Genomic DNA, 23381 nt, shown 5'->3' with positions numbered 1-23381 from the left:
GTCGGGGTAAAACCCGACACCAGATTGTGCTAACTCCGACGGGAGCAAATCCGTGAAAGATTTATTAAAGTTTCTGAAAGCGCAGACTAAAACCGAAGAGTTTGATGCGATCAAAATTGCTCTGGCTTCGCCAGACATGATCCGTTCATGGTCTTTCGGTGAAGTTAAAAAGCCGGAAACCATCAACTACCGTACGTTCAAACCTGAGCGTGACGGCCTTTTCTGCGCCCGTATCTTTGGGCCGGTAAAAGACTACGAGTGCCTGTGCGGTAAGTACAAGCGCCTGAAACACCGTGGTGTTATTTGTGAGAAGTGCGGCGTTGAAGTGACCCAGACCAAAGTACGCCGTGAGCGTATGGGCCACATTGAGCTGGCGTCTCCGACTGCTCACATCTGGTTCCTGAAATCGCTGCCGTCCCGTATCGGTCTGCTGCTCGATATGCCGTTGCGCGATATCGAACGCGTACTGTACTTCGAATCTTATGTGGTTATCGAAGGCGGTATGACCAACCTGGAACGTCAACAGATCCTGACTGAAGAGCAGTATCTGGACGCGCTGGAAGAGTTCGGTGACGAATTCGACGCGAAGATGGGTGCGGAAGCTATCCAGGCCCTGCTGAAGAGCATGGATCTGGAGCAAGAGTGTGAAACTCTGCGCGAAGAGCTGAACGAAACCAACTCCGAAACCAAGCGTAAAAAGCTGACCAAGCGTATCAAACTGCTGGAAGCCTTCGTACAGTCTGGCAACAAGCCAGAGTGGATGATCCTGACCGTTCTGCCGGTTCTGCCGCCAGATCTGCGTCCGCTGGTTCCGCTGGATGGTGGTCGTTTCGCGACTTCTGACCTGAACGATCTGTATCGTCGCGTCATTAACCGTAACAACCGTCTGAAGCGTCTGCTGGATCTGGCTGCGCCGGACATCATCGTACGTAACGAAAAACGTATGCTGCAGGAAGCGGTTGACGCCCTGCTGGATAACGGTCGTCGCGGTCGTGCGATCACCGGTTCTAACAAGCGTCCTCTGAAATCTTTGGCCGACATGATCAAAGGTAAACAGGGTCGTTTCCGTCAGAACCTGCTCGGTAAGCGTGTTGACTACTCCGGTCGTTCTGTTATCACCGTAGGTCCATACCTGCGTCTGCACCAGTGCGGTCTGCCGAAGAAAATGGCGCTGGAGCTGTTCAAACCGTTCATCTACGGCAAGCTGGAATTGCGTGGCCTTGCCACCACCATCAAAGCCGCGAAGAAAATGGTTGAGCGTGAAGAAGCCGTCGTTTGGGATATCCTGGACGAAGTGATCCGCGAACACCCGGTACTGCTGAACCGTGCACCAACACTGCACCGTCTGGGTATCCAGGCATTTGAACCGGTACTGATCGAAGGTAAAGCTATCCAGCTGCACCCGCTGGTTTGTGCGGCCTATAACGCCGACTTCGATGGTGACCAGATGGCTGTTCACGTACCGCTGACGCTGGAAGCCCAGCTTGAAGCGCGTGCGCTGATGATGTCTACCAACAACATCCTGTCTCCGGCGAACGGCGAACCTATCATCGTTCCGTCTCAGGACGTGGTATTGGGTCTGTACTACATGACCCGTGACTGTGTTAACGCCAAAGGCGAAGGCATGGTGCTGACTGGCCCGAAAGAAGCTGAGCGTATCTATCGCGCAGGTCTGGCCTCTCTGCATGCGCGCGTTAAAGTGCGTATCACTGAATATGAAAAAGATGAAAACGGCGAATTCGTTGCGCACACCAGCCTGAAAGACACGACCGTTGGTCGCGCCATTCTGTGGATGATCGTACCGAAAGGTCTGCCTTTCTCCATCGTCAACCAGGCGCTGGGCAAGAAAGCGATCTCCAAAATGCTGAACACTTGCTACCGTATTCTGGGCCTGAAACCGACCGTTATTTTTGCGGACCAGACGATGTACACCGGCTTTGCTTATGCAGCGCGTTCAGGTGCGTCCGTTGGTATTGATGACATGGTCATCCCGGAGAAAAAACACGAGATCATCTCTGAAGCGGAAGCCGAAGTTGCTGAGATCCAGGAGCAGTTCCAGTCTGGTCTGGTAACCGCTGGCGAACGCTATAACAAAGTTATCGATATCTGGGCTGCGGCGAACGATCGTGTATCCAAAGCGATGATGGATAACCTGCAAACCGAAACCGTGATTAACCGTGACGGCCAGGAAGAGCAGCAGGTCTCCTTCAACAGCATCTACATGATGGCCGACTCCGGTGCGCGTGGTTCTGCGGCACAGATTCGTCAGCTGGCCGGTATGCGTGGTCTGATGGCGAAGCCGGATGGCTCCATCATCGAAACGCCAATCACCGCGAACTTCCGTGAAGGTCTGAACGTACTCCAGTACTTCATCTCCACGCACGGTGCGCGTAAAGGTCTGGCGGATACCGCACTGAAAACCGCGAACTCCGGTTACCTGACTCGTCGTCTGGTTGACGTCGCGCAGGATCTGGTAGTGACCGAAGATGACTGTGGTACGCACGAAGGTATCCTGATGACCCCGGTTATCGAGGGTGGCGACGTGAAAGAGCCGCTGCGTGACCGCGTTCTGGGCCGTGTGACAGCAGAAGATGTGCTGAAACCGGGTACCGCGGACATTCTGGTTCCACGCAACACGCTGCTGCACGAACAGTGGTGTGACCTGCTGGAAGCAAACTCCGTTGACGCCGTTAAAGTGCGTTCTGTTGTATCCTGCGACACCGACTTTGGTGTATGTGCGCACTGCTATGGTCGTGACCTGGCGCGTGGCCACATCATCAACAAAGGTGAAGCTATCGGCGTTATCGCGGCACAGTCCATCGGTGAACCGGGTACACAGCTGACGATGCGTACGTTCCACATCGGTGGTGCGGCATCGCGTGCGGCTGCTGAATCCAGCATCCAGGTTAAGAACAAAGGTAGCATCAAGCTCAGCAACGTGAAGTCGGTTGTGAACTCCAGCGGTAAACTGGTTATCACTTCCCGTAACACCGAACTGAAGCTGATCGACGAATTCGGTCGTACCAAAGAGAGCTATAAAGTGCCTTATGGCGCTGTCATGGCGAAAGGTGATGGCGAGCAGGTTGCCGGCGGCGAAACCGTGGCAAACTGGGACCCGCACACCATGCCGGTTATCACCGAAGTGAGTGGTTTCATCCGCTTCACTGACATGATCGACGGTCAGACCATTACGCGTCAGACCGACGAACTGACCGGTTTGTCTTCGCTGGTGGTTCTGGATTCGGCTGAACGTACTACCGGTGGTAAAGATCTGCGTCCGGCGCTGAAAATTGTTGATGCTCAGGGTAATGACGTTCTGATCCCGGGTACCGATATGCCTGCGCAGTACTTCCTGCCGGGTAAAGCGATTGTACAGCTGGAAGATGGCGTACAGATTAGTTCTGGTGACACCCTGGCGCGTATTCCGCAGGAATCCGGCGGTACCAAGGATATTACCGGTGGTCTGCCGCGCGTTGCCGACCTGTTCGAAGCGCGTCGTCCGAAAGAACCGGCAATCCTTGCTGAAATCGCAGGTATCGTTTCCTTCGGTAAAGAAACCAAAGGCAAACGTCGTCTGGTGATTACGCCGGTTGATGGTAGTGACCCGTACGAAGAGATGATTCCGAAATGGCGTCAGCTCAACGTGTTCGAAGGGGAACGTGTAGAACGTGGTGATGTGATTTCCGATGGTCCGGAAGCGCCGCACGACATTCTGCGTCTGCGTGGTGTTCATGCTGTGACGCGTTACATTGTTAACGAAGTTCAGGATGTATACCGTCTGCAGGGCGTTAAGATTAACGATAAACACATCGAAGTTATCGTTCGTCAGATGCTGCGTAAAGCGACCATCGAAAGCGCCGGTAGTTCCGACTTCCTGGAAGGCGAACAGGTTGAATACTCTCGCGTCAAGATCGCTAACCGCGAGCTGGAAGCGAACGGCAAAGTGGGGGCTACCTTCTCCCGCGATCTGCTGGGTATTACCAAAGCGTCTCTGGCAACCGAATCGTTCATCTCTGCCGCATCGTTCCAGGAGACCACGCGTGTCCTGACCGAAGCAGCCGTTGCGGGTAAACGCGACGAACTGCGCGGCCTGAAAGAGAACGTTATCGTGGGTCGTCTGATTCCGGCCGGTACCGGTTATGCGTACCACCAGGATCGTATGCGCCGTCGCGCCGCGGGCGAGCAGCCAGCAACACCGCAGGTCACTGCGGAAGATGCATCTGCAAGCCTGGCAGAACTGCTGAACGCAGGTCTGGGCGGTTCTGATAACGAGTAATCGTTAAATGGTGGAGGGGTATTTATCCCTCCACCAGCTTCATGCTGGATACCGAATCCCGGGTCGCTTGCCTACAAGGAAAGAAAATGCCAGCGATTATTTCATTAATCTATTTAATGTTTAGTCTTTTGGTATTTACAAAAAAGATAACCATTTCAAACGTTCTGTCCGCTTTTTTATTGTTTCTATCGTTATATATACTTCACCATAAATCATTACTTATATTTATTTATTGTCTTATTATTATTGTCGCCACCGTTATTCTTCATCAAGTCAAAACCAGCGCGGATAAAAAAGCCGTATTTTATTTTTCAATGCCATGCTGGCTCTTGATTTTATCTGTAATTATAAATTTAATGAATAAATGAATTATTTTTTCATGACTCTTGTTTCTCGCATTATTTGTGAAAACTCATTGTCACTGCTTATATGAATAAATTGTCCAGTTGTTGCATTATATTTTGCCATCGCACAGGGAAGACTATTACCGCCGTTAGCCATAACAAATTTTGCTTTTGTATTATGATAAAGATTGACGCCAGGAATGGGGTCTTGACCGAATGTATAAGGCGTTGGGACAATCACATTATGTTTGTTTGAGAGCCACTTTGCTAAAATCCCGCCAACGCCATCAACCTGCGTAATAAAAGTAGAGAATCCACAATACTCAAAATTGAAATTTTTTACCATTGGGTTTGATTTTTTCTGTAACATTGAGTCCAAATGTGACTTTAAATTTATCCCATAAATCTAAGTTATTAAAGTCTATTGGCTCGCCATTATAAAATGCCTGCTGTTCATACATTAAATGATAAACCTGTTTTATTGATTGTTTACACGGGATATTTTAAATTATTAAATGGAGTATTTAATTCCATTAAGGTCTTTAGGCCGAAAAAAACACACAGACGACTTTATAATCGGACAATACATCAATCCCAGATGTCCGAGGATGTAGTGCGTATAGGTAAAATGATATGTATTATCTCAGACCTGATCTGACAGTTACCGGTTATTTATACAGATATCTGTCAGATTACATCTGGCTTAACTTTTTCTCAGCCCAGATGCGTTTTCCATCAAGTAACGTTACCATCGGCGTCCGGCCGCAACACATTTTTCCCTGATGGGTTCGCCCCTGATTCCGTTGTTCTGGGGCATCATTTTATGGACAAAAACGATCAGCAGACACGGTTGGAAGAGGGGGCGCCAGCGAAATTACAGTCAGGAACGCTGCCCGAAAACTTCAAGTTCACCGCTATTTCGATAATCCAGTGGCCAGCCCCCGGTCGTCAGTTACTGATGAAGGGGAGAAGGCTGGGCAAAAATGAGGAAGGGATAATTTGCCCTAGTCAGCTTCCATTGCTGACGATGACAAAATAAAAAAACGGGAGGTCGATAACAATCTCCCGTTTTTCGCATTACGTACTCGTTCGTGAAATACTAATGCGTTTACATACGGGTTCACCGCGTTTGCGAAGCGCGCCCCAGCCAACTGTCCCAGTCTTTCCAGACGGGCTGCAATCCTTGCGCGCTTAACGCGCTTGCTACTGTTTCAGGCCGACGGGCATCGTGGGGAGAAAACTGCTCCAGTTCCGGATGATCGTCAGCGTAGCCGCCGGGCTGCGTTTTTGAGAAGGCGCTGACGTTGTTGATTGCCAGAGGAATCACCTGGTCTCGAAACCACGGCGATTCGCGGGTGGAGAGTGATAATTCAATTTCCGGCGCCAATAACCGGAAAGCGCAAATCGTTTGCACCAGTTGCTTTTCATCCATCACAGATGCGGGTTCCACACCGCCAGTACACGGACGCAGACGCGGGAAGGAAACAGAATAGCGACTCTGCCAGTACTGTTTTTGCATCCACAACAGATGCTCCGCCACCATATAGCAATCCACCCGCCAGTTGTCCGACAGACCAATTAGCGCGCCAAGACCGATTTTGTCGATACCTGCCCGGCCTAACCGATCCGGCGTTTCCAGCCGCCAGAAAAAGTCCTGTTTCTTTCCCTTCAGGTGATGCTGTGCATAGATTGCCTCATGATAAGTCTCCTGATAAACCATCACGCCATCGATCCCCAGCGTTTTGAGCTCCGCATAGTTTTCTTGCGACAAGGGCTGGACTTCCATCTGTAAAGAGGAAAATTGACGGCGGATGGTGGGTAAATGACGGCGAAAATAGTCCATGCCGACTTTGGCCTGATGTTCGCCGGTGACTAACAGCAGATGCTCAAAGCCCAGTTTACGGATAGCATCGCACTCCCTTTGAATATCCACCTCATCCAGCGTTTTACGCTTAATGCGGTTGCTCATCGAAAAACCGCAGTAGGTACAGTCGTTGGCACAGAGGTTTGAGAGATAAAGCGGCACGTAGAAACTGACGGTGTTGCCAAAGCGTTGTCGGGTCAGCCTTTGCGCCCGCTGCGCTATCGGTTCCAGATAATCGGCGGCGGCGGGGGAGAGCAGTGCCATCAAATCATCCCGGCTAAGATGCGCGGCGTTCAGCGCACGTTCCACGTCAGCGGCGGTTTTACCATTGATGCGCAGGCGAATATCGTCCCACTCCAGTTGCCGCCAACGGTCGGTGAAGGTTTTCATGACAGGGCCTCCAGAAATCCGGTGAGCGGGCTGGTGGCGTTGGCGTAGGTGCTACGATTACCCGGCACCGCCTGACGCGCCAGTAATCCGGCTTCCACCGCCAGACGGAAAGCGGTTGCCATCATCACCGGATCGTCCGCCACGGCAATCGCCGTGTTGACCAGCACCGCATCAGCGTCCATTTCCAGCGCCTGCGCCGCATGGCTGGGCACTCCAATGCCCGCATCAACCACCACCGGCACGGTGGACTGCTGGATAATAATCTCCAGCATCGCTTTGGTTTCCAGCCCCTGATTCGAACCGATAGGCGCGCCGAGCGGCATCACCGCCGCGCAGCCGACCTCTTCCAGCCGCTTGCACAACACCGGATCCGCGCCGCAGTAGGGCAGCACCACAAAACCCTGCTTCACCAGCGCCTCGGCGGCTTTTAGCGTTTCGATCGGATCCGGCAGCAGCCAGCGGGCGTCCGGATGGATTTCTAATTTCAGCCAGTGGGTTCCCAGCGCTTCGCGCGCCAGTTGGGCGGCGAAGATTGCCTCTTCGGCGGTTTTCGCCCCGGAGGTATTGGGCAGCAGCGTGACGCCCGCTTCAATCAGCGGCGCCAGGATAGCGTCGTTGTGCTGACGTAAATCCACGCGCTTCATCGCCAGTGTCACCAACTGGCTGCCGGAGGCGCGAATTGCCTCGACCATCAGTTGCGATGAGGCAAACTTCCCGGTACCGGTGAACAGATGTGAATCAAACGTTTTGTCGGCAATACGTAACATATCAACCCCCTGCAATAACCTGAAAAAACAGGATCTGGTCGCCTTCCTGCACGATTTGCTGTTCCCACTGCTCGCGCGGCAGGATCTGCTGATTGAGCGCCAGCGCCGCGCCCGGTTTAAGCTGATTGAGTTGCGTGAGCAGCTCACTGACGGTTTGCCCTGCGGCGCACTGCATCGGTTCATCATTGAACTGAATCTGCATGTTGCCCTCCGCAGACCGGACAGCCGCTGGCACGACGCAGCGCCAGGCTGCGCCACTGGCTGGTTTTGCCGTCAAACAGGCGTAGCTCTCCGCTGGGCGTCTCAATACCGCTGAGTAATTTGATTGCCTCCAGCGCCTGCAAAGTGCCCATCACGCCAACAACCGGTCCGACGATACCGGCGGTACGGCAGTTGCGTTCAGGCTCGACATCGTCCGGCCACAGGCAGCGGTAACAGCCTTGTTCCCACGGTGGTGTGAGGACCATTAGCTGGCCGCCAAAGCCGACGGCGCTGGCGGAAATTAACGGAGTGTTGAGCGCCACACAGGCGGCGTTAATCTCCTGGCGCGTCGCCATGTTATCGGTACAGTCGAGCACTACGTCGGCGTGTGCTACCGCGTTTTTAAGCACATCGCCAGTCAGACGTTGTTGCAATACGATCAGCTTGCTACCGGGGTTGAGCTGCGCCAGCCGTAGTTTTGCCGCCTGCGCCTTCGGGTGGGCGATATCATCAGTGGTAAATAGAATCTGGCGCTGTAAATTGCTCAGATGAATGTCGTCATCGTCTACCAGCGTTAGTTTGCCGATGCCTGCTCCCGCCAGATACAGCGCGGCAGGCGAACCCAATCCGCCTAAGCCGACAATCAATACATGGCTATTGAGCAACTTTTGCTGGCCTTCAATCGCGATATCGCCGAGCAGGATCTGGCGGCTATAACGCATAAAATCATGGTCATTCATCGCCGACTCCTGCGATTGCCAGCAGCTCTGCAGTGGCTTCACGCCAGTCTGCGGCCTGAGTAATAGCGCTAACCACAGCCACGCTGCCGACGCCGGTCGCCAGTACCGCCGGAGCGCGTTCAAGGCTGATGCCGCCGATCGCGACGGTCGGGTAATCCGCCAGTCGTTCAATATGACTGGCCAACTGCGCCAGCCCCTGCGGGGCGGAAGGCATTTGCTTGGTTTGCGTGGGGAAGACATGACCCAGCGCGATATAAGAAGGCTTAGCGGCCAGCGCGACGTCTATCTCCATATCATCGTGGGTCGATACGCCGAGGCGTAACCCCGCCGCCTGAATGGCCTTCAGGTCGGTGGTTTCGAGGTCTTCCTGGCCCAGATGCACGCCGTAGGCGTTGTGCTTAATCGCCAGTCGCCAGTAGTCGTTGATAAACAGGCGGGCGTCATAACGACGCCCCAGCGCGATGGCGGCGATAACGTCGGCTTCCACCTCTTCATCGCGTTTATCTTTGATACGCAACTGGATCGTGCGTACGCCCGCCTCCAGCAGGCGTTCAATCCATTCAACGCTGTCTACCACCGGGTAAAGCCCGAGGCGGAACGGCACGGTTGGGAAATCAGGCTGATACATCAGGCTTCCTCCCGTTTGAGATAAATTTCGCCGCCTTTGGCGCGGAAGTTCTCCGACATATCCGCCATGCCGACTTCAATGGCTTGCGCGGCGGCGTAGTCACGTACTTCCTGGCTGATTTTCATCGAGCAGAACTTCGGCCCGCACATGGAACAGAAGTGAGCGACCTTACCGGACTCCTGCGGCAGGGTTTCATCGTGATAAGCGCGGGCGGTGAACGGGTCGAGTGCGAGGTTAAACTGATCTTCCCAGCGGAATTCAAAGCGCGCTTTCGACATGGCGTTATCGCGGATCTGCGCGCCCGGATGTCCTTTGGCTAAATCCGCGGCGTGGGCGGCGATTTTGTAGGTGATTAGCCCCTGCTTCACATCTTCTTTGTTCGGCAGGCCGAGATGCTCTTTCGGCGTCACATAACACAGCATCGCGCAGCCAAACCAGCCGATCATTGCGGCACCGATCCCGGAGGTGAAGTGGTCATAGCCCGGCGCGATATCGGTGGTCAATGGCCCTAAGGTGTAGAACGGTGCTTCATGGCAGCTCTCCAGCTCTTCGGTCATGTTGCGCTGAATCATATGCATGGGTACATGACCCGGGCCTTCAATCATCACCTGCACGTCGTATTCCCAGGCGATTTTGGTCAGCTCGCCCAGCGTATGCAGCTCGGAGAACTGCGCTTCGTCGTTGGCGTCCTGAATGGAGCCGGGGCGCAGGCCGTCGCCTAACGACAGGGAAACGTCGTAGGCGGCGCAGATTTCGCAGATCTCGCGGAAATGTTCGAACAGGAAGTTCTCTTTGTGATGCGAGAGGCACCACTTCGCCATGATCGAACCGCCGCGCGAGACAATCCCGGTCAGGCGTTTGGCGGTCATCGGCACGTAGCGCAACAGCACGCCCGCGTGAATGGTGAAGTAGTCGACGCCCTGTTCGGCCTGCTCCAGCAGCGTGTCGCGGAACGCTTCCCAGGTAAGATCTTCGGCGATCCCGTTGACCTTCTCCAGCGCCTGGTAGATCGGGACGGTGCCGATCGGTACCGGGCTGTTACGCAGGATCCATTCGCGGGTTTCGTGGATATAGCGGCCGGTGGAGAGGTCCATAACCGTATCCGCGCCCCAGCGGGTTGACCACACCAGTTTTTCCACCTCTTCTTCGATGGAGGAGGTGACCGCCGAGTTACCGATATTGGCGTTGACCTTCACCAGGAAGTTGCGGCCGATAATCATCGGCTCCGATTCCGGGTGGTTGATGTTGGCGGGAATAATCGCGCGGCCCGCGGCGACTTCATCACGCACGAATTCCGGGGTGATGTTTTCCGGCAGGCGCGCGCCAAAGTTCATCCCCGGATGCTGGTGGCGCAGCACTTCACTGCGAATGCGCTCGCGGCCCATATTTTCACGGATGGCGATGAACTCCATTTCGGGAGTGACGATCCCCTGGCGGGCGTAGTGTAACTGGGTGACGCGCTTGCCCGCTTTAGCGCGTTTTGGCGTCAGCAGGCCGGTAAAACGCAGATCGTCCAGGCCATCGTCGGCCAGACGTTCTCTGGTATAAGCCGAGCTACGGTCGTCTAATTCTTCGCTATCGTTACGTGCGTCAATCCATAGCTGGCGCAGTTTCGCCAGACCCTGCTGGACGTTAATCGCCACCTCAGGATCGCCATAGGGGCCGGAGGTGTCGTATACCGGTACGGCTTCGTTCTCTTCAAACTGCGGGTTGTCTTTACTGCCGCCGATGAGCGTGGGGCTAAGTTGAATTTCGCGCATCGGTACGCGAATATCATGCTGCGAACCGGTCACGTAGATGCGTTTCGAGTTGGGAAACGCGGTGCCTTCCAGCGTATCGATAAAATGCTGGGCTTTAGCGCGCTGCTCGCGGCGGGTTAACGTTGTTGTAGACATAGCTCATTCCAAAAAATTAAGGACGTGGCTTGTCAGACGACGGATGGAGTAATGGATGTGCGCCGCCCGTAAAGGCAGCAGCAAAAAGCAGAATTACTCTTGTTCCCTTCGCAGGTATTAACCTGATCAGGTTCCGCGGATCCCGAATTAACGGTCTCAGCCTTTTCCACTTCATCCTTCGCGCTGCCTCTTCGTTGGCTTCGTCCGCTCACTCCAGTCACTTACTTATGTAAGCTCCTGGAGATTCACCGACTTGCCGCCTTGACGCATCACGAACGCTTTTGTGGAAAATTAGCACTCCGACAAGATAACCGCCCCTCCGAAGAGGGGGCTGAAGTAAACTACCCGTTACTCGCGCAGAACTCAAGCGGGACGTTTGACTCTGGCGCCGTCGTGCATCGCATCAAACACCAGCATAATCAGCTTGTCTTCCAGCACAAAGCGGGCTTCCAGCGCTTCGCCGATATCTGACAGAGCTTGTTGAAATTCGAGACAATTATCGTGATCGATGGCAGTTTCCAGGCTGGTGTCGTAATAATCCATAATGCGCTGCGTATTATCTTCCAGCAGTGGCCAGATTTTTGCCGCATGTAAAAGCTGACCGTTTCCTTCCAATTTATGGAGAATACGTTCATAAATACTGAAGTGCCCGGCGGAAAGGTAATCGACCAGGCTCTGACAAAAATCATCCAGCGCTTTTTCATTCAGCCGCATGTACGATTCTTTGCCAGGCTTAATGCCAACCAGATTGTAGTAAGCCACGAGCAGGTGCTTACGTACATCCAGCCAGCGATCGACCAGTTTGTTGCTTCCGCCAACGCGCTCCGTCAGGTTTTCCAGCTGGTTTAGCATGATTGTCTCCGCAAGTTAGATAAAGGCTGCTCGCCATGAATGTAAAAATAATGTTAACAACATGCCAGTGAAGCAAAGGTAGTGCAAGAGCTATGGATCGTATAATTGAGAAATTAGATAGTGGCTGGTGGATCGTCAGCCATGAACAAAAATTATGGTTGCCGTATGGGGAATTACCACACGGGCTGGCGGCAAATTTCGATCTTGTGGGGCAGCGCGCACTCCGGATAGGTGAATGGCAAGGCGAGCCCGTCTGGCTGGTGTTACAGCATCGACGCCATGATATGGGCTCGGTTCGCCAGGTTATCGATCAGGATGCAGGGCTGTTTCAACTGGCGGGACGTGGCGTACAGTTGGCGGAGTTTTATCGTTCGCATAAATTTTGCGGCTATTGCGGGCACCCTATGCACCCGAGTAAAACCGAATGGGCGATGCTGTGCAGCCATTGCCGCGAGCGTTACTACCCGCAAATCGCCCCTTGCATTATCGTCGCGATCCGCCGTGAGGATTCGATCCTCCTTGCCCAGCACGTTCGCCACCGCAACGGCGTGCATACCGTGCTGGCCGGGTTTGTTGAAGTCGGCGAAACCTTAGAACAGGCGGTCGCGCGAGAGGTAATGGAGGAGAGCGGGATTAAGGTGAAAAATCTGCGCTATGTGACTTCCCAGCCGTGGCCTTTCCCGCAGTCGTTGATGACCGCTTTTATGGCGGAGTATGACAGCGGCGAGATTGTCATCGACCCGAAAGAACTGTTGGAAGCAAATTGGTACCGTTATGACGATCTGCCGCTACTACCGCCACCGGGCACCGTCGCGCGCCGTTTGATCGAAGATACGGTGGCAATGTGTCGGGCTGAATATGATTGACATGTTACACTGGGCGCATCAACGCTAAAGGAATGTAAAAATGACCGAACTCAAAAACGATCGTTATCTACGTGCGCTGCTGCGCCAGCCCGTTGATGTTACGCCAGTGTGGATGATGCGCCAGGCGGGCCGTTATCTACCGGAGTACAAAGCCACTCGCGCTCAGGCGGGCGATTTTATGTCGCTGTGCAAAAATGCCGAACTGGCTTGCGAGGTCACTTTACAGCCGCTGCGCCGTTATCCGCTTGATGCGGCGATCCTTTTCTCGGATATCCTGACGATTCCGGACGCGATGGGCCTGGGGCTCTATTTTGAAGCTGGGGAAGGCCCGCGCTTTACAGCCCCTGTCACCTGCAAAGCCGACGTTGAAAAACTGCCGATTCCGGATCCAGAAGGTGAACTGGGCTACGTGATGAATGCGGTGCGTACGATTCGCCGCGAACTAAAAGGCGAGGTTCCGCTGATCGGCTTCTCCGGCAGCCCGTGGACGCTGGCGACTTACATGGTGGAAGGCGGCAGTAGCAAAGCCTTCACGGTGATTAAAAAGATGATGTACGCCGACCCGCAGGCGTTGCATCTGCTGCTGGATAAGTTGGCGAAAAGCGTCACGCTGTACCTCAACGCGCAGATTAAAGCGGGTGCGCAGTCGGTGATGATTTTCGATACCTGGGGCGGCGTGCTGACTGGCCGCGATTACCAGCAATTCTCCCTCTACTACATGCATAAAATCGTCGATGGCCTGCTGCGTGAAAACGACGGTCGCCGCGTGCCGGTAACGCTGTTCACTAAAGGTGGCGGTCAGTGGCTGGAGGCGATGGCGGAAACCGGCTGCGACGCGCTGGGTCTCGACTGGACGACAGATATCGCCGATGCGCGCCGTCGCGTTGGTCATAAAGTGGCGCTGCAGGGCAATATGGACCCCTCGATGCTGTATGCGCCGCCGGCACGGATCGAAGACGAAGTAGCGACTATACTTGCTGGTTTCGGTCAGGGAGAAGGGCACGTCTTTAACCTTGGACATGGCATCCATCAGGATGTGCCGCCAGAACATGCTGGCGCATTTGTGGAGGCAGTGCACCGACTTTCTGCGCAGTATCACAACTAAGGAGTTAGTATGGATCTCGCGTCGCTACGCGCTCAACAGATAGAACTTGCTTCATCGGTTTGCCGCGAAGATCGCCTGGACAAAGATCCGCCAGCGTTTATCGGCGGGGCGGACGTCGGTTTTGAGCAGGGGGGCGAGGTGACGCGGGCGGCGATGGTATTGCTGAAATATCCGTCGCTTGAACTGGTCGAGTACAAGGTGGCGCGTATTGCCACCACCATGCCGTATATCCCCGGCTTTCTCTCTTTTCGTGAATATCCTGCTCTGCTGGCGGCGTGGGAACAGCTCTCGCAAAAGCCCGATTTGCTGTTTGTGGACGGTCACGGTATTTCGCATCCGCGTCGGCTTGGCGTCGCCAGTCATTTTGGACTGTTGGTGGACGTGCCGACCATCGGCGTGGCGAAAAAACGGCTATGCGGTAAATTTGAACCACTTTCCACCGAACCTGGCGCACTTAGCCCCTTAATGGATAAAGGCGAGCAACTGGCGTGGGTATGGCGCAGCAAGGCGCGCTGTAATCCGCTGTTTATCGCGACAGGGCACCGGGTCAGTACTGACAGCGCGCTGGCGTGGGTACAGCGCTGTATGAAAGGGTATCGCCTGCCGGAGCCGACGCGCTGGGCGGATGCCGTCGCTTCCGGACGTCCGGCGTTTGTTCGTTGGCAAGAAATTCAGCGCTGATTCAGGTAAACTGCCGCTAATTTCCGATTCGAGATTCCATCATGTTACAAAACCCGATTCATTTGCGTCTGGAGCGGCTGGAAAGCTGGCAGCACGTTACCTTTATGGCCTGCTTGTGCGAGCGCATGTACCCGAACTACGCCATGTTTTGCAAGCAGACGGAATTCGGCGACGGACAGATCTACCGTCGCATTCTGGATCTGATCTGGGAAACCCTGACGGTGAAAGATGCAAAGGTCAATTTCGATAGCCAACTGGAGAAGTTTGAAGAGGCAATTCCGGCAGCTGACGACTATGATCTGTACGGCGTTTACCCGGCGATTGATGCCTGCGTCGCATTAAGCGAATTAATGCATTCTCGCCTTAGCGGCGAAACGCTGGAACACGCTATTGAGGTTAGTAAGACTTCCATTACTACGGTAGCGATGTTGGAAATGACTCAGGCTGGTCGGGAAATGACCGATGAGGAGCTCAAAACGAACCCTGCCGTTGAACAGGAATGGGATATTCAGTGGGAAATATTCCGACTTTTAGCCGACTGCGAAGAACGCGATATTGAACTGATAAAAGGGCTCAGGGCAGACCTGCGCGAGGCTGGTGAGAGCAATATCGGTATAAATTTTCAGCAATGACACCAGAAAACGTGATTTAACGTCTGATTTGTCGTGCCATAAGGCTTCCCTTATGCCCCCCGTCTGGTCTACATTTGGGAGGCGAAAAAAAGTGGCTATCGGTGCGTGTATGCAGGAGAGTGCTTTTCTGGCATTTCCGTCGCACTCGATGCTTAGCAAGCGATAAACACATTGTAAGGATAACTTATGAACAAGACTCAACTGATTGATGTAATTGCAGACAAAGCAGAACTGTCCAAAACCCAGGCTAAAGCTGCTCTGGAATCCACTCTGGCTGCTATTACTGAGTCTCTGAAAGAAGGCGATGCTGTACAACTGGTTGGTTTCGGTACCTTCAAAGTGAACCACCGTGCTGAGCGCACTGGCCGTAACCCACAGACCGGTAAAGAAATCAAAATCGCCGCCGCTAACGTACCGGCGTTTGTTTCTGGTAAAGCTCTGAAAGACGCAGTTAAGTAAGACGCGTAGCTGTGAACAGTTTTATCGAAGGGGCTCGTCAGCCCCTTTTGTCTGTCTGGCGTCGCGCGTTTCTGTTTTCTGGCGCGCTGTTGCTGACTGCCTGCAGTCATAACGCTTCACCGCCTCCGTTTACTGCCAGCGGCTTTGCCGGCGATCACGGCGCGGTGCGTATCTGGCGTAAAGATACGAACGATGAAGTCCATCTGCTTTCTGTTTTTAGCCCGTGGCATAGCGGCAGCACGACGACCAGCGAATATCGTTGGCAGGGTGATACGCTTTCGCTTATTGAACTCAATATTTACAGCAAACCGCCAGAACATATTCGCGCGCGTTTCGACGCTCATGGCGAACTCAGTTTTATGCAGCGTGAAGTCGGGGGGCAGAAGCAGCAGCTTTCCAACGATCAGATTGCCTTGTATCGTTATCGCGCCGAACAAATCCGTCAGACCAGCGACGCCTTGCGCCTGGGGCGGGTCATACTACGCCAGGGACGCTGGCACGCCGACCATACGGTAACCACCTGTGAAGGTGAAACGCTGAAACCGGATCTGGATTCCTGGGCAATAAGCCACATTGAGCGCCGCCAGAACCACTCATCGGTAGAGGTGAGCGTAGCATGGCTGGAGGCGCCGGAAGGATCGCAACTTTTGCTGGTGGCGAATTCAGATTTCTGTCACTGGCAGCCGCAAGCGAAAACCTTTTGATGGAATACCGAATGGCGAAGCCGCCATTCGGCAAACATGCTTTACCAGTTTCCCATACCCATATGACCGCCGCCGCGATGATAACCGCCGCCATAGCCGCCGCAACCGCCATAGCCCATTCCTGCGCCGCGTGGTATGCCAGCCTGCGCCATCGCGACATCCCGTTTCACGCGTTGCTCATCTAACTTCTGGCCTAATGACTCCATCTCTTTGGCAACCGCGTTAATTTTCGCAGTATCCGGCGAACTGGCGGTCAGTAGCGCATTGTATTCATAACGTTTGGATATCAGTTGCTGGCGCAGCGCGCTGGTCTGCGTATAGTAATCATCATAAATCTTCTGCGCCGTCGCCTGCTGTTCCGTGGTTAACGGGCTACCTCCCTGTTGCCACATACCGTCATTGTTGCCCCAGTGATGCCCGGCGAAGGCGGCGCCGGAGCTCAGGGCCAAAAGAGAGAGGGCGATTAGCGCGATAGCTGATTTATTGTTCCGTTTCATTTTGCGTTCTCCTGTTGCTCATCTTATCCTCTCTCTTGCATCTTCCGTGCCAGGTAACTATTCCTTGTCGGGCAGCGAGTTAACCCGCTTCAGGCGGCAAAAAGCGAGTAAAAATGACTCGCATGACCCGCCTGGCGAGTCATTTTTACCCATCCGTATCCGAAAGGGTGTGCGACAACGCGCGGTTATGCGGAGCGAAGAATGGCATGATCTCTGCTTAAGTAAGGAAAATAAAAACGAGCCGGGGAAGCCTGTGAGTTTTATACGATTACATAAAGATGCCGCTGCAATGTGGTTGAGTCGGCTGTTACCTGCGGCGATCTTCATTCTGGTGGGGCTATTTTCCATTATGGTCATTCGCGACTATGGCCGTGAGAGCGCTGCCGCCAGGCAGACGCTGCTGGAAAAGGGAAATGTACTCATTCGCGCACTGGAGTCCGGCACGCGAGTAGGTATGGGAATGCGGATGCATCACGCGCAGCAGCAGACATTGCTGGAAGAGATGGCGGGTCAGCCAGGCGTGTTGTGGTTCGCTGTAACGGATGCGCAGGGGGTAATCATCACTCATAGCAACCCTGGCATGGTGGGCAAATCGCTCTATTCCGCATCTGAAATGCATCAACTAAACCCCGGGCCGCAGGAGCGTTGGCGGCGTGTCGACGTTGTTGCTAACGGCGAGACGGTGCCTGCGCTGGAAATTTACCGTCAGTTCCAGCCGCTTTTCGGTATGAGAGGTCACGGTATGAGGGGGCACGGCATGGCGCGTAGCGCCAATGACGACGAACCAGCGAAACAAACTATTTTTATTGCCTTTGACGCCAGCGAGCTGGCCGCGACACAGGCAAGGGAGTGGCGTAATACGCTGATTGTGTTGTCTGCGTTAGCGGCGGTGCTGTTGGCAACGTTACTGGCGTTTTTTTGGCATCAGCGTTATCAGCGCTCGCACAGAGAACTGCTTGATGCAATGAAGCGTAAAGAAAAGCTGGTGGCGATGGGGCATCTGGCGGCGGGCGTCGCGCACGAAATTCGTAACCCGCTCTCGTCCATCAAAGGGCTGGCGAAATACTTTGCCGAGCGCACGCCTGCCGGCGGCGAGTCGCATGAACTGGCGCAGGTGATGGCCAAAGAGGCCGACCGTTTGAACCGGGTGGTAAGCGAATTGCTCGAACTGGTAAAGCCCGCGCATCTGACGCTCCAGGCGGTTAACCTCAATGATATTATTACTCACTCCCTGAATCTGGTCAGTCAGGATGCCCAAAGCAGAGAGATTCAGTTGAGATTCACGGCGAATGAGACGCTTAAGCGTATTCAGGCTGACCCGGACAGGCTGACTCAGGTGCTATTGAATTTGTACCTGAACGCTATTCATGCGATTGGCCGCCAGGGAACGATTACCGTAGAGGCAAAAGAAAGTGGGACCGACCGCGTTATCATCACTGTTACCGATAGCGGGAAAGGGATCGCCCCGGATCAGCTGGAGGCGATTTTTACACCTTATTTTACGACCAAAGCTGACGGGACAGGCCTGGGGCTGGCGGTGGTGCAAAATATCATCGAACAGCATGGCGGCGCGATTAAGGTGAAAAGTATTGAGGGTAAAGGCGCGGTCTTTACTATCTGGTTGCCAGTGATAGCGAGACAACAGGATTAACAAGGGTGATACGCGGAAAAATCGATATTCTGGTTGTGGATGATGATGTAAGCCACTGCACGATTTTACAGGCGCTGCTTCGGGGCTGGGGCTATAACGTCGCTCTGGCCTACAGTGGGCATGATGCGTTGGCTCAGGTGCGTGAGAAAGTCTTTGATCTGGTACTGTGCGATGTGCGTATGGCGGAGATGGACGGTATCGCCACGCTGAAGGAGATTAAAGCGCTCAATCCCGCCATTCCGATTTTGATTATGACGGCATTCTCCAGCGTGGAAACGGCGGTAGAGGCGTTGAAAGCCGGCGCGCTCGACTATTTAATTAAACCGCTGGATTTTGACCGTCTGCAGGAGACGCTGGAAAAGGCGTTGGCGCATACGCGGGAAACGGGCGCTGAATTGCCATCGGCGTCGGCTGCGCAATTTGGCATGATTGGCAGCAGCCCGGCGATGCAACATTTACTGAATGAAATCGCGATGGTTGCACCATCAGACGCCACGGTATTGATTCACGGAGACTCCGGCACGGGTAAAGAGCTGGTGGCGCGGGCGCTACACGCCTGTAGCGCCCGGAGCGATAAACCGCTGGTCACGCTCAACTGCGCGGCGCTTAATGAATCGCTGCTGGAGTCCGAGCTGTTTGGTCACGAAAAAGGTGCGTTTACCGGTGCGGATAAACGTCGGGAGGGACGCTTTGTCGAAGCTGACGGCGGGACATTGTTTCTTGATGAAATCGGCGATATCTCGCCGTTAATGCAGGTACGTTTGCTGCGGGCGATTCAGGAGCGCGAAGTGCAACGCGTGGGAAGTAACCAGACGATATCTGTGGATGTTCGGTTAATTGCCGCTACCCACCGCGATCTGGCGGAAGAGGTGAGTGCTGGTCGTTTTCGCCAGGATCTCTATTACCGCCTGAATGTGGTGGCGATTGAAATGCCTTCTTTGCGCCAGCGTCGGGAAGATATTCCGCTACTGGCAGACCATTTTCTGCGGCGTTTTGCCGAACGTAACCGAAAAGCGGTGAAGGGGTTTACGCCGCAGGCGATGGATCTGCTGATCCACTACGACTGGCCGGGCAATATCCGTGAGCTGGAAAACGCTATCGAGCGGGCGGTGGTGTTGCTGACGGGAGAATACATTTCTGAACGCGAATTGCCTCTCGCTATTGCCGCGACGCCGATAAAAACGGAATACAGCGCCGAAATCCAACCGTTGGTCGATGTGGAGAAAGAGGTGATTCTGGCGGCGCTGGAAAAAACGGGCGGCAATAAAACGGAAGCCGCCCGTCAATTGGGCATTACGCGCAAAACGCTGCTGGCTAAACTCAGCCGTTAGTTCTGTTCACGCTCGATGGCGCGCCAGCCGATGTCGTTACGGCTGAAGCTGCCGTCCCAGCGGATGTCGGTCATCAGGGCGTAAGCGCGTTTCTGCGCTTCGGCCACGGTGTGGCCCAGCGCGGTGGCGCACAGGACGCGTCCGCCGCTGGTCAACACGCGGTCGTCATCGGCGAGTTTGGTGCCCGCGTGGAAAACCTTACCGTCAGCCACTTCTTCCAGCGGCAGACCTTGGATCTCGTCGCCGGTGCTGTAGCTGCCCGGATAACCGCCCGCGGCGATCACCACGCCTAATGAAGCGCGCTCGTCCCACTCGGAGGTTTTCTCATCCAGCTTGCCGTCGCAGGCGGCCAGGCACAGATCCACCAGGTCCGACTTCATGCGCAGCATGATTGGCTGGGTTTCCGGATCGCCAAAGCGACAGTTGAACTCGATTACCTTCGGGTTGCCCTGCTTGTCGATCATCAGGCCCGCATACAGGAAGCCGGTGTAGGTATTCCCTTCCGCCGCCATGCCTTTTACGGTTGGCCAGATGATGCGTTCCATGGTGCGCTGGTGCACTTCATCAGTCACCACCGGCGCCGGGGAGTAAGCACCCATCCCGCCAGTGTTCGGGCCGGTATCACCGTTTCCCACGCGTTTGTGGTCCTGGCTGGTGGCCATCGGCAGCACGTGCTCGCCGTCGACCATCACGATAAAGCTTGCTTCTTCGCCGTCGAGGAACTCTTCAATCACGATACGGTGGCCCGCGTCGCCAAAGGCGTTGCCTGCCAGCATGTCATGAACGGCGGCTTCGGCTTCTTCCAGCGTCATTGCGACGATAACACCTTTACCCGCAGCCAGACCATCGGCCTTGATGACGATCGGCGCGCCTTTCTCACGCAGATAAGCCAGGGCTGGCTCAATCTCGGTGAAATTCTGGTATTCCGCCGTCGGGATGTGATGACGCGCAAGAAAATCTTTGGTGAAGGCTTTGGAGCCTTCCAGCTGCGCAGCGCCTTCAGTTGGGCCGAAGATCTTCAGGCCAGCGGCGCGGAATGCATCGACCACGCCAATCACCAGCGGCGCTTCCGGGCCGACGATGGTCAGATCAATCTTCTCGTTCTGGGCAAAGCTCAGCAGCGCCGGAATATCGGTGACCCCAATAGCCACGTTCTGCAGCGCGGGTTCCAGCGCGGTGCCCGCGTTGCCCGGTGCGACAAAAACGGTATCAACCAGCGGCGACTGTGCGGCTTTCCAGGCCAGCGCGTGTTCGCGCCCGCCGTTACCAATGACTAAAACTTTCATCGTCTGCTCCCTGAATTAATGGCGGAAGTGGCGCATGTCGGTGAAGATCATCGCAATGCCGTGTTCATCGGCAGCGGCAATCACTTCATCATCACGGATAGAACCGCCAGGCTGGATAACGCAGCTCACGCCGACAGCGGCAGCGGCATCAATACCGTCACGGAACGGGAAGAAGGCGTCGGAAGCCATGGCTGAGCCTTTCACTTCCAGACCTTCGTCAGCCGCTTTAATGCCAGCGATTTTCGCGGAGTACACGCGGCTCATCTGGCCTGCGCCTATGCCGATAGTCATGTTCTCTTTGGCATACACAATGGCGTTGGATTTCACGAACTTGGCTACCTTCCAGCAGAACAGCGCGTCACGCAGCTCCTGCTCGGTCGGCTGGCGTTTGGAAACCACGCGCAGTTCAGCTTCGCTCACCATACCCAGGTCACGATCCTGAACCAGCAGGCCGCCGTTAACGCGTTTGAAATCCAGGCCCGGAACACGCTCGCCCCACTGACCGCAGGTCAGAACACGGACGTTCTGCTTGGCTGCGGTGATTTTCAGCGCTTCTTCGCTTGCGGATGGGGCGATGATCACTTCCACGAACTGACGGGAGATGATGGCCTGCGCGGTTTCGGCATCCAGCTCGCGGTTGAAAGCGATGATGCCGCCGAACGCGGAGGTCGGGTCGGTTTTATAGGCGCGGTCGTAAGCGTCGAGAATAGAGGTACTTACCGCCACGCCGCATGGGTTAGCGTGCTTGACGATTACGCAGGCTGGCTCGTTGAACTCTTTCACACACTCCAGCGCCGCGTCGGTATCAGCGATGTTGTTGTAAGAAAGCGCTTTGCCCTGAACCTGCTGTGCGGTGGCAACGGACGCTTCTTTCACATTTTCTTCTATATAGAAGGCTGCCTGCTGGTGGCTGTTCTCGCCATAGCGCATATCCTGCTTCTTAATGAAGTTCAGATTCAGCGTACGCGGGAAGCGACCGGCGGCTTCTTTGCTTTCACCGTGGTAGGCCGGAACCATGCTGCCGAAGTAGTTAGCGATCATGCTGTCGTAGGCGGCGGTGTGTTCGAAGGCTTTAATCGCGAGATCGAAACGGGTGTCGAGGGTCAGAGAACCTTCGTTAGCATCCATCTCTTTAATAATGGCATCGTAGTCGCTGCTCTTCACCACGATAGCGACGTCTTTATGGTTCTTAGCAGCAGAGCGCACCATGGTCGGGCCGCCGATATCAATGTTCTCTACCGCATCTTCCAGCGAGCAGCCTTCGCGTGCCACGGTCTCGGCGAACGGATACAGGTTAACGACAACCATATCGATAGGGGCGATGTGGTGCTGTTCCATAATGGCATCGTCCTGGCCGCGACGACCGAGGATGCCGCCGTGGACTTTTGGATGCAGGGTCTTTACGCGTCCATCCATCATTTCCGGGAAACCGGTGTAATCGGAAACTTCGGTCACCGGCAGGCCTTTTTCTGCTAACAGGCGGGCGGTGCCCCCCGTAGACAGCAGCTCCACACCGCGTGCGGAAAGTGCCTGGGCGAATTCGATGATACCGGCCTTGTCAGAAACACTGAGCAGAGCGCGGCGGACTGGACGACGTTGTTGCATGGTAAATCCCCTGGATTTGACGATTACAGAGAGCGTTAGCTGAATTTTTCGTGAAAAACTCAGCTAACGCCCCTTATGGGGTATTCTCATTTTGCGGCGACATTGTAACGAAAACGTTTGCGCAACGCTCGCGAATTTTTCTTTTTAAATTCTGGCCCCGCTTTTATCCCTGAAAGATCATTTGCAGAGTGAGAAGATCCAGGAGATGAACGCGCATTTTGTGGATAAGTCTGTGCGTAAATGGGTATAACCAGGGGTTTTGCTGGGGAATGCAGCAAACAGTCATTTTTCTGCAATTTTTCTATTGCGGTCAGCAGAGAACTCCCTATAATGCGCCTCCATCGACACGGCGGATGTGAATCACTTCACACAAACAGCCGGTCGGTTGAAGAGAAAAATCCTGAAATTCAGGGTTGACTCTGAAAGAGGAAAGCGTAATATACGCCACCTCGCGACGGTGAGCTGCAAGCCGCGTCGCACCTGCTCTTTAACAATTTATCAGACAATCTGTGTGGGCACTCGAAGATACGGATTCTTAACGTCGCAAGACGAAAAATGAATACCAAGTCTCAAGAGTGAACACGTAATTCATTACGAAGTTTAATTC

Annotated in this window: 21 protein-coding genes, 1 pseudogene and 1 riboswitch; of the genes and pseudogenes, 11 read left to right on the top strand and 11 right to left on the bottom strand. The window is 54.4% G+C overall.

The features are described from left to right. The first annotated feature begins 52 nt into the window (after positions 1-52). Both rpoC and J4617_RS22390 read left to right on the top strand, forming a co-directional pair. Entirely contained in the window at positions 53-4276 is a 4224-nt protein-coding gene (gene rpoC, locus J4617_RS22395; RefSeq protein ID WP_000653965.1) for a DNA-directed RNA polymerase subunit beta', read from the top strand. Between the two features lie 41 nt (positions 4277-4317). Then, positions 4318-4644 carry a hypothetical protein gene (locus J4617_RS22390; RefSeq protein ID WP_015675457.1) on the top strand — a complete coding sequence of 109 codons (327 nt, stop codon included), beginning with the start codon at positions 4318-4320 and terminating at the stop codon, positions 4642-4644. A gap of 1 nt (position 4645) precedes the next feature. On the opposite strand, the gene J4617_RS22385 is transcribed toward J4617_RS22390, so the two are convergent. Then, the gene (locus tag J4617_RS22385; RefSeq protein ID WP_031624785.1) at positions 4646-4990 is read right to left on the bottom strand and encodes a hypothetical protein; all 345 of its coding nucleotides are present in this window, start codon (positions 4988-4990) and stop codon (positions 4646-4648) included. 412 nt (positions 4991-5402) lie between these two features. Between J4617_RS22385 and J4617_RS22380 the strand changes: the two are divergent. After that, positions 5403-5587: pseudogene (locus tag J4617_RS22380) on the top strand (hypothetical protein); the annotation flags it as partial. A 153-nt stretch (positions 5588-5740) separates the two neighbouring features. Here J4617_RS22380 and thiH read toward each other — a convergent pair. The 7 genes from thiH to rsd all read right to left on the bottom strand — a co-directional run bounded on the left by thiH (position 5741) and on the right by rsd (position 11957). After that, positions 5741-6874, bottom strand: a complete 1134-nt coding sequence (thiH, locus tag J4617_RS22375) for a 2-iminoacetate synthase ThiH (protein ID WP_017466137.1) — start codon at positions 6872-6874, stop codon at positions 5741-5743. After that, the gene (thiG, locus tag J4617_RS22370; RefSeq protein ID WP_017466136.1) at positions 6871-7641 is read right to left on the bottom strand and encodes a thiazole synthase; all 771 of its coding nucleotides are present in this window, start codon (positions 7639-7641) and stop codon (positions 6871-6873) included. The genes thiH and thiG overlap by 4 nt, the downstream gene beginning before the upstream one ends. Before the next feature lies 1 nt (position 7642). Further along, the gene (gene thiS / locus J4617_RS22365) at positions 7643-7843 is read right to left on the bottom strand and encodes a sulfur carrier protein ThiS (RefSeq protein ID WP_001166830.1); all 201 of its coding nucleotides are present in this window, start codon (positions 7841-7843) and stop codon (positions 7643-7645) included. Continuing rightward, complete coding sequence (locus tag J4617_RS22360) at positions 7824-8582, bottom strand: HesA/MoeB/ThiF family protein (protein WP_001627473.1); 759 nt, start codon at positions 8580-8582, stop codon at positions 7824-7826. Before J4617_RS22360 ends, thiS begins: the two co-directional genes overlap by 20 nt. Then, complete coding sequence (gene thiE, locus J4617_RS22355; protein WP_017466135.1) at positions 8575-9210, bottom strand: thiamine phosphate synthase; 636 nt, start codon at positions 9208-9210, stop codon at positions 8575-8577. Before thiE ends, J4617_RS22360 begins: the two co-directional genes overlap by 8 nt. Continuing rightward, the gene (gene thiC, locus J4617_RS22350) at positions 9210-11105 is read right to left on the bottom strand and encodes a phosphomethylpyrimidine synthase ThiC (protein ID WP_017466134.1); all 1896 of its coding nucleotides are present in this window, start codon (positions 11103-11105) and stop codon (positions 9210-9212) included. The genes thiE and thiC overlap by 1 nt, the downstream gene beginning before the upstream one ends. An 86-nt stretch (positions 11106-11191) precedes the next feature. Continuing rightward, positions 11192-11416, bottom strand: a riboswitch (TPP riboswitch). Positions 11417-11468: 52 nt separating this feature from the next. Further along, positions 11469-11957, bottom strand: a complete 489-nt coding sequence (gene rsd, locus J4617_RS22345; protein WP_000934315.1) for a sigma D regulator — start codon at positions 11955-11957, stop codon at positions 11469-11471. Between the two features lie 92 nt (positions 11958-12049). On the opposite strand from rsd, the gene nudC reads away from it, so the two are divergent. The 6 genes from nudC (at position 12050) to J4617_RS22315 (ending at position 16404) form a co-directional block, all read left to right on the top strand. Next, positions 12050-12823 carry an NAD(+) diphosphatase gene (gene nudC / locus J4617_RS22340; protein WP_017466133.1) on the top strand — a complete coding sequence of 258 codons (774 nt, stop codon included), beginning with the start codon at positions 12050-12052 and terminating at the stop codon, positions 12821-12823. Positions 12824-12863: 40 nt separating this feature from the next. Further along, a complete protein-coding gene (gene hemE, locus J4617_RS22335) occupies positions 12864-13928 on the top strand; it encodes a uroporphyrinogen decarboxylase (RefSeq protein WP_000137623.1) in 1065 nt (354 codons plus the stop codon). A gap of 9 nt (positions 13929-13937) precedes the next feature. Beyond that, a complete protein-coding gene (nfi, locus tag J4617_RS22330) occupies positions 13938-14609 on the top strand; it encodes a deoxyribonuclease V (protein WP_000362363.1) in 672 nt (223 codons plus the stop codon). A gap of 41 nt (positions 14610-14650) precedes the next feature. After that, positions 14651-15241, top strand: a complete 591-nt coding sequence (locus J4617_RS22325) for a YjaG family protein (RefSeq protein WP_000940092.1) — start codon at positions 14651-14653, stop codon at positions 15239-15241. 186 nt (positions 15242-15427) lie between these two features. After that, a complete protein-coding gene (gene hupA, locus J4617_RS22320; RefSeq protein WP_001044509.1) occupies positions 15428-15700 on the top strand; it encodes a nucleoid-associated protein HU-alpha in 273 nt (90 codons plus the stop codon). 11 nt (positions 15701-15711) lie between these two features. Next, on the top strand, positions 15712-16404 hold the full coding sequence (locus J4617_RS22315; protein WP_001083931.1) for a DUF1481 domain-containing protein: 693 nt from the start codon (positions 15712-15714) through the stop codon (positions 16402-16404). Positions 16405-16445: 41 nt separating this feature from the next. Here J4617_RS22315 and zraP read toward each other — a convergent pair whose 3' ends face one another. After that, complete coding sequence (zraP, locus tag J4617_RS22310) at positions 16446-16901, bottom strand: zinc resistance sensor/chaperone ZraP (RefSeq protein ID WP_000828129.1); 456 nt, start codon at positions 16899-16901, stop codon at positions 16446-16448. A 253-nt stretch (positions 16902-17154) separates the two neighbouring features. Between zraP and zraS the strand changes: the two genes are divergently transcribed. After that, on the top strand, positions 17155-18552 hold the full coding sequence (gene zraS, locus J4617_RS22305; RefSeq protein WP_024137282.1) for a two-component system sensor histidine kinase ZraS: 1398 nt from the start codon (positions 17155-17157) through the stop codon (positions 18550-18552). A 5-nt stretch (positions 18553-18557) separates the two neighbouring features. Next, positions 18558-19883 (top strand): sigma-54-dependent response regulator transcription factor ZraR, encoded by a 1326-nt coding sequence (gene zraR / locus J4617_RS22300; RefSeq protein WP_000617927.1) that lies wholly within the window; start codon positions 18558-18560, stop codon positions 19881-19883. On the opposite strand, the gene purD is transcribed toward zraR, so the two are convergent. Together purD and purH are read right to left on the bottom strand one after the other, a co-directional pair. Next, a complete protein-coding gene (gene purD / locus J4617_RS22295) occupies positions 19880-21169 on the bottom strand; it encodes a phosphoribosylamine--glycine ligase (protein ID WP_017466131.1) in 1290 nt (429 codons plus the stop codon). The two genes, zraR and purD, sit on opposite strands and share 4 nt — an antisense overlap. Positions 21170-21184: 15 nt before the next feature. Further along, entirely contained in the window at positions 21185-22774 is a 1590-nt protein-coding gene (purH, locus tag J4617_RS22290; protein ID WP_001187507.1) for a bifunctional phosphoribosylaminoimidazolecarboxamide formyltransferase/IMP cyclohydrolase, read from the bottom strand. Positions 22775-23381: the final 607 nt, after the last annotated feature.

Origin of the sequence: Salmonella sp. 32010601201800023SM, assembly GCF_017572235.1 — a bacterium.
GTDB lineage: Bacteria > Pseudomonadota > Gammaproteobacteria > Enterobacterales > Enterobacteriaceae > Salmonella > Salmonella enterica.
This window is presented reverse-complemented; position numbering and strand designations above follow the sequence as displayed.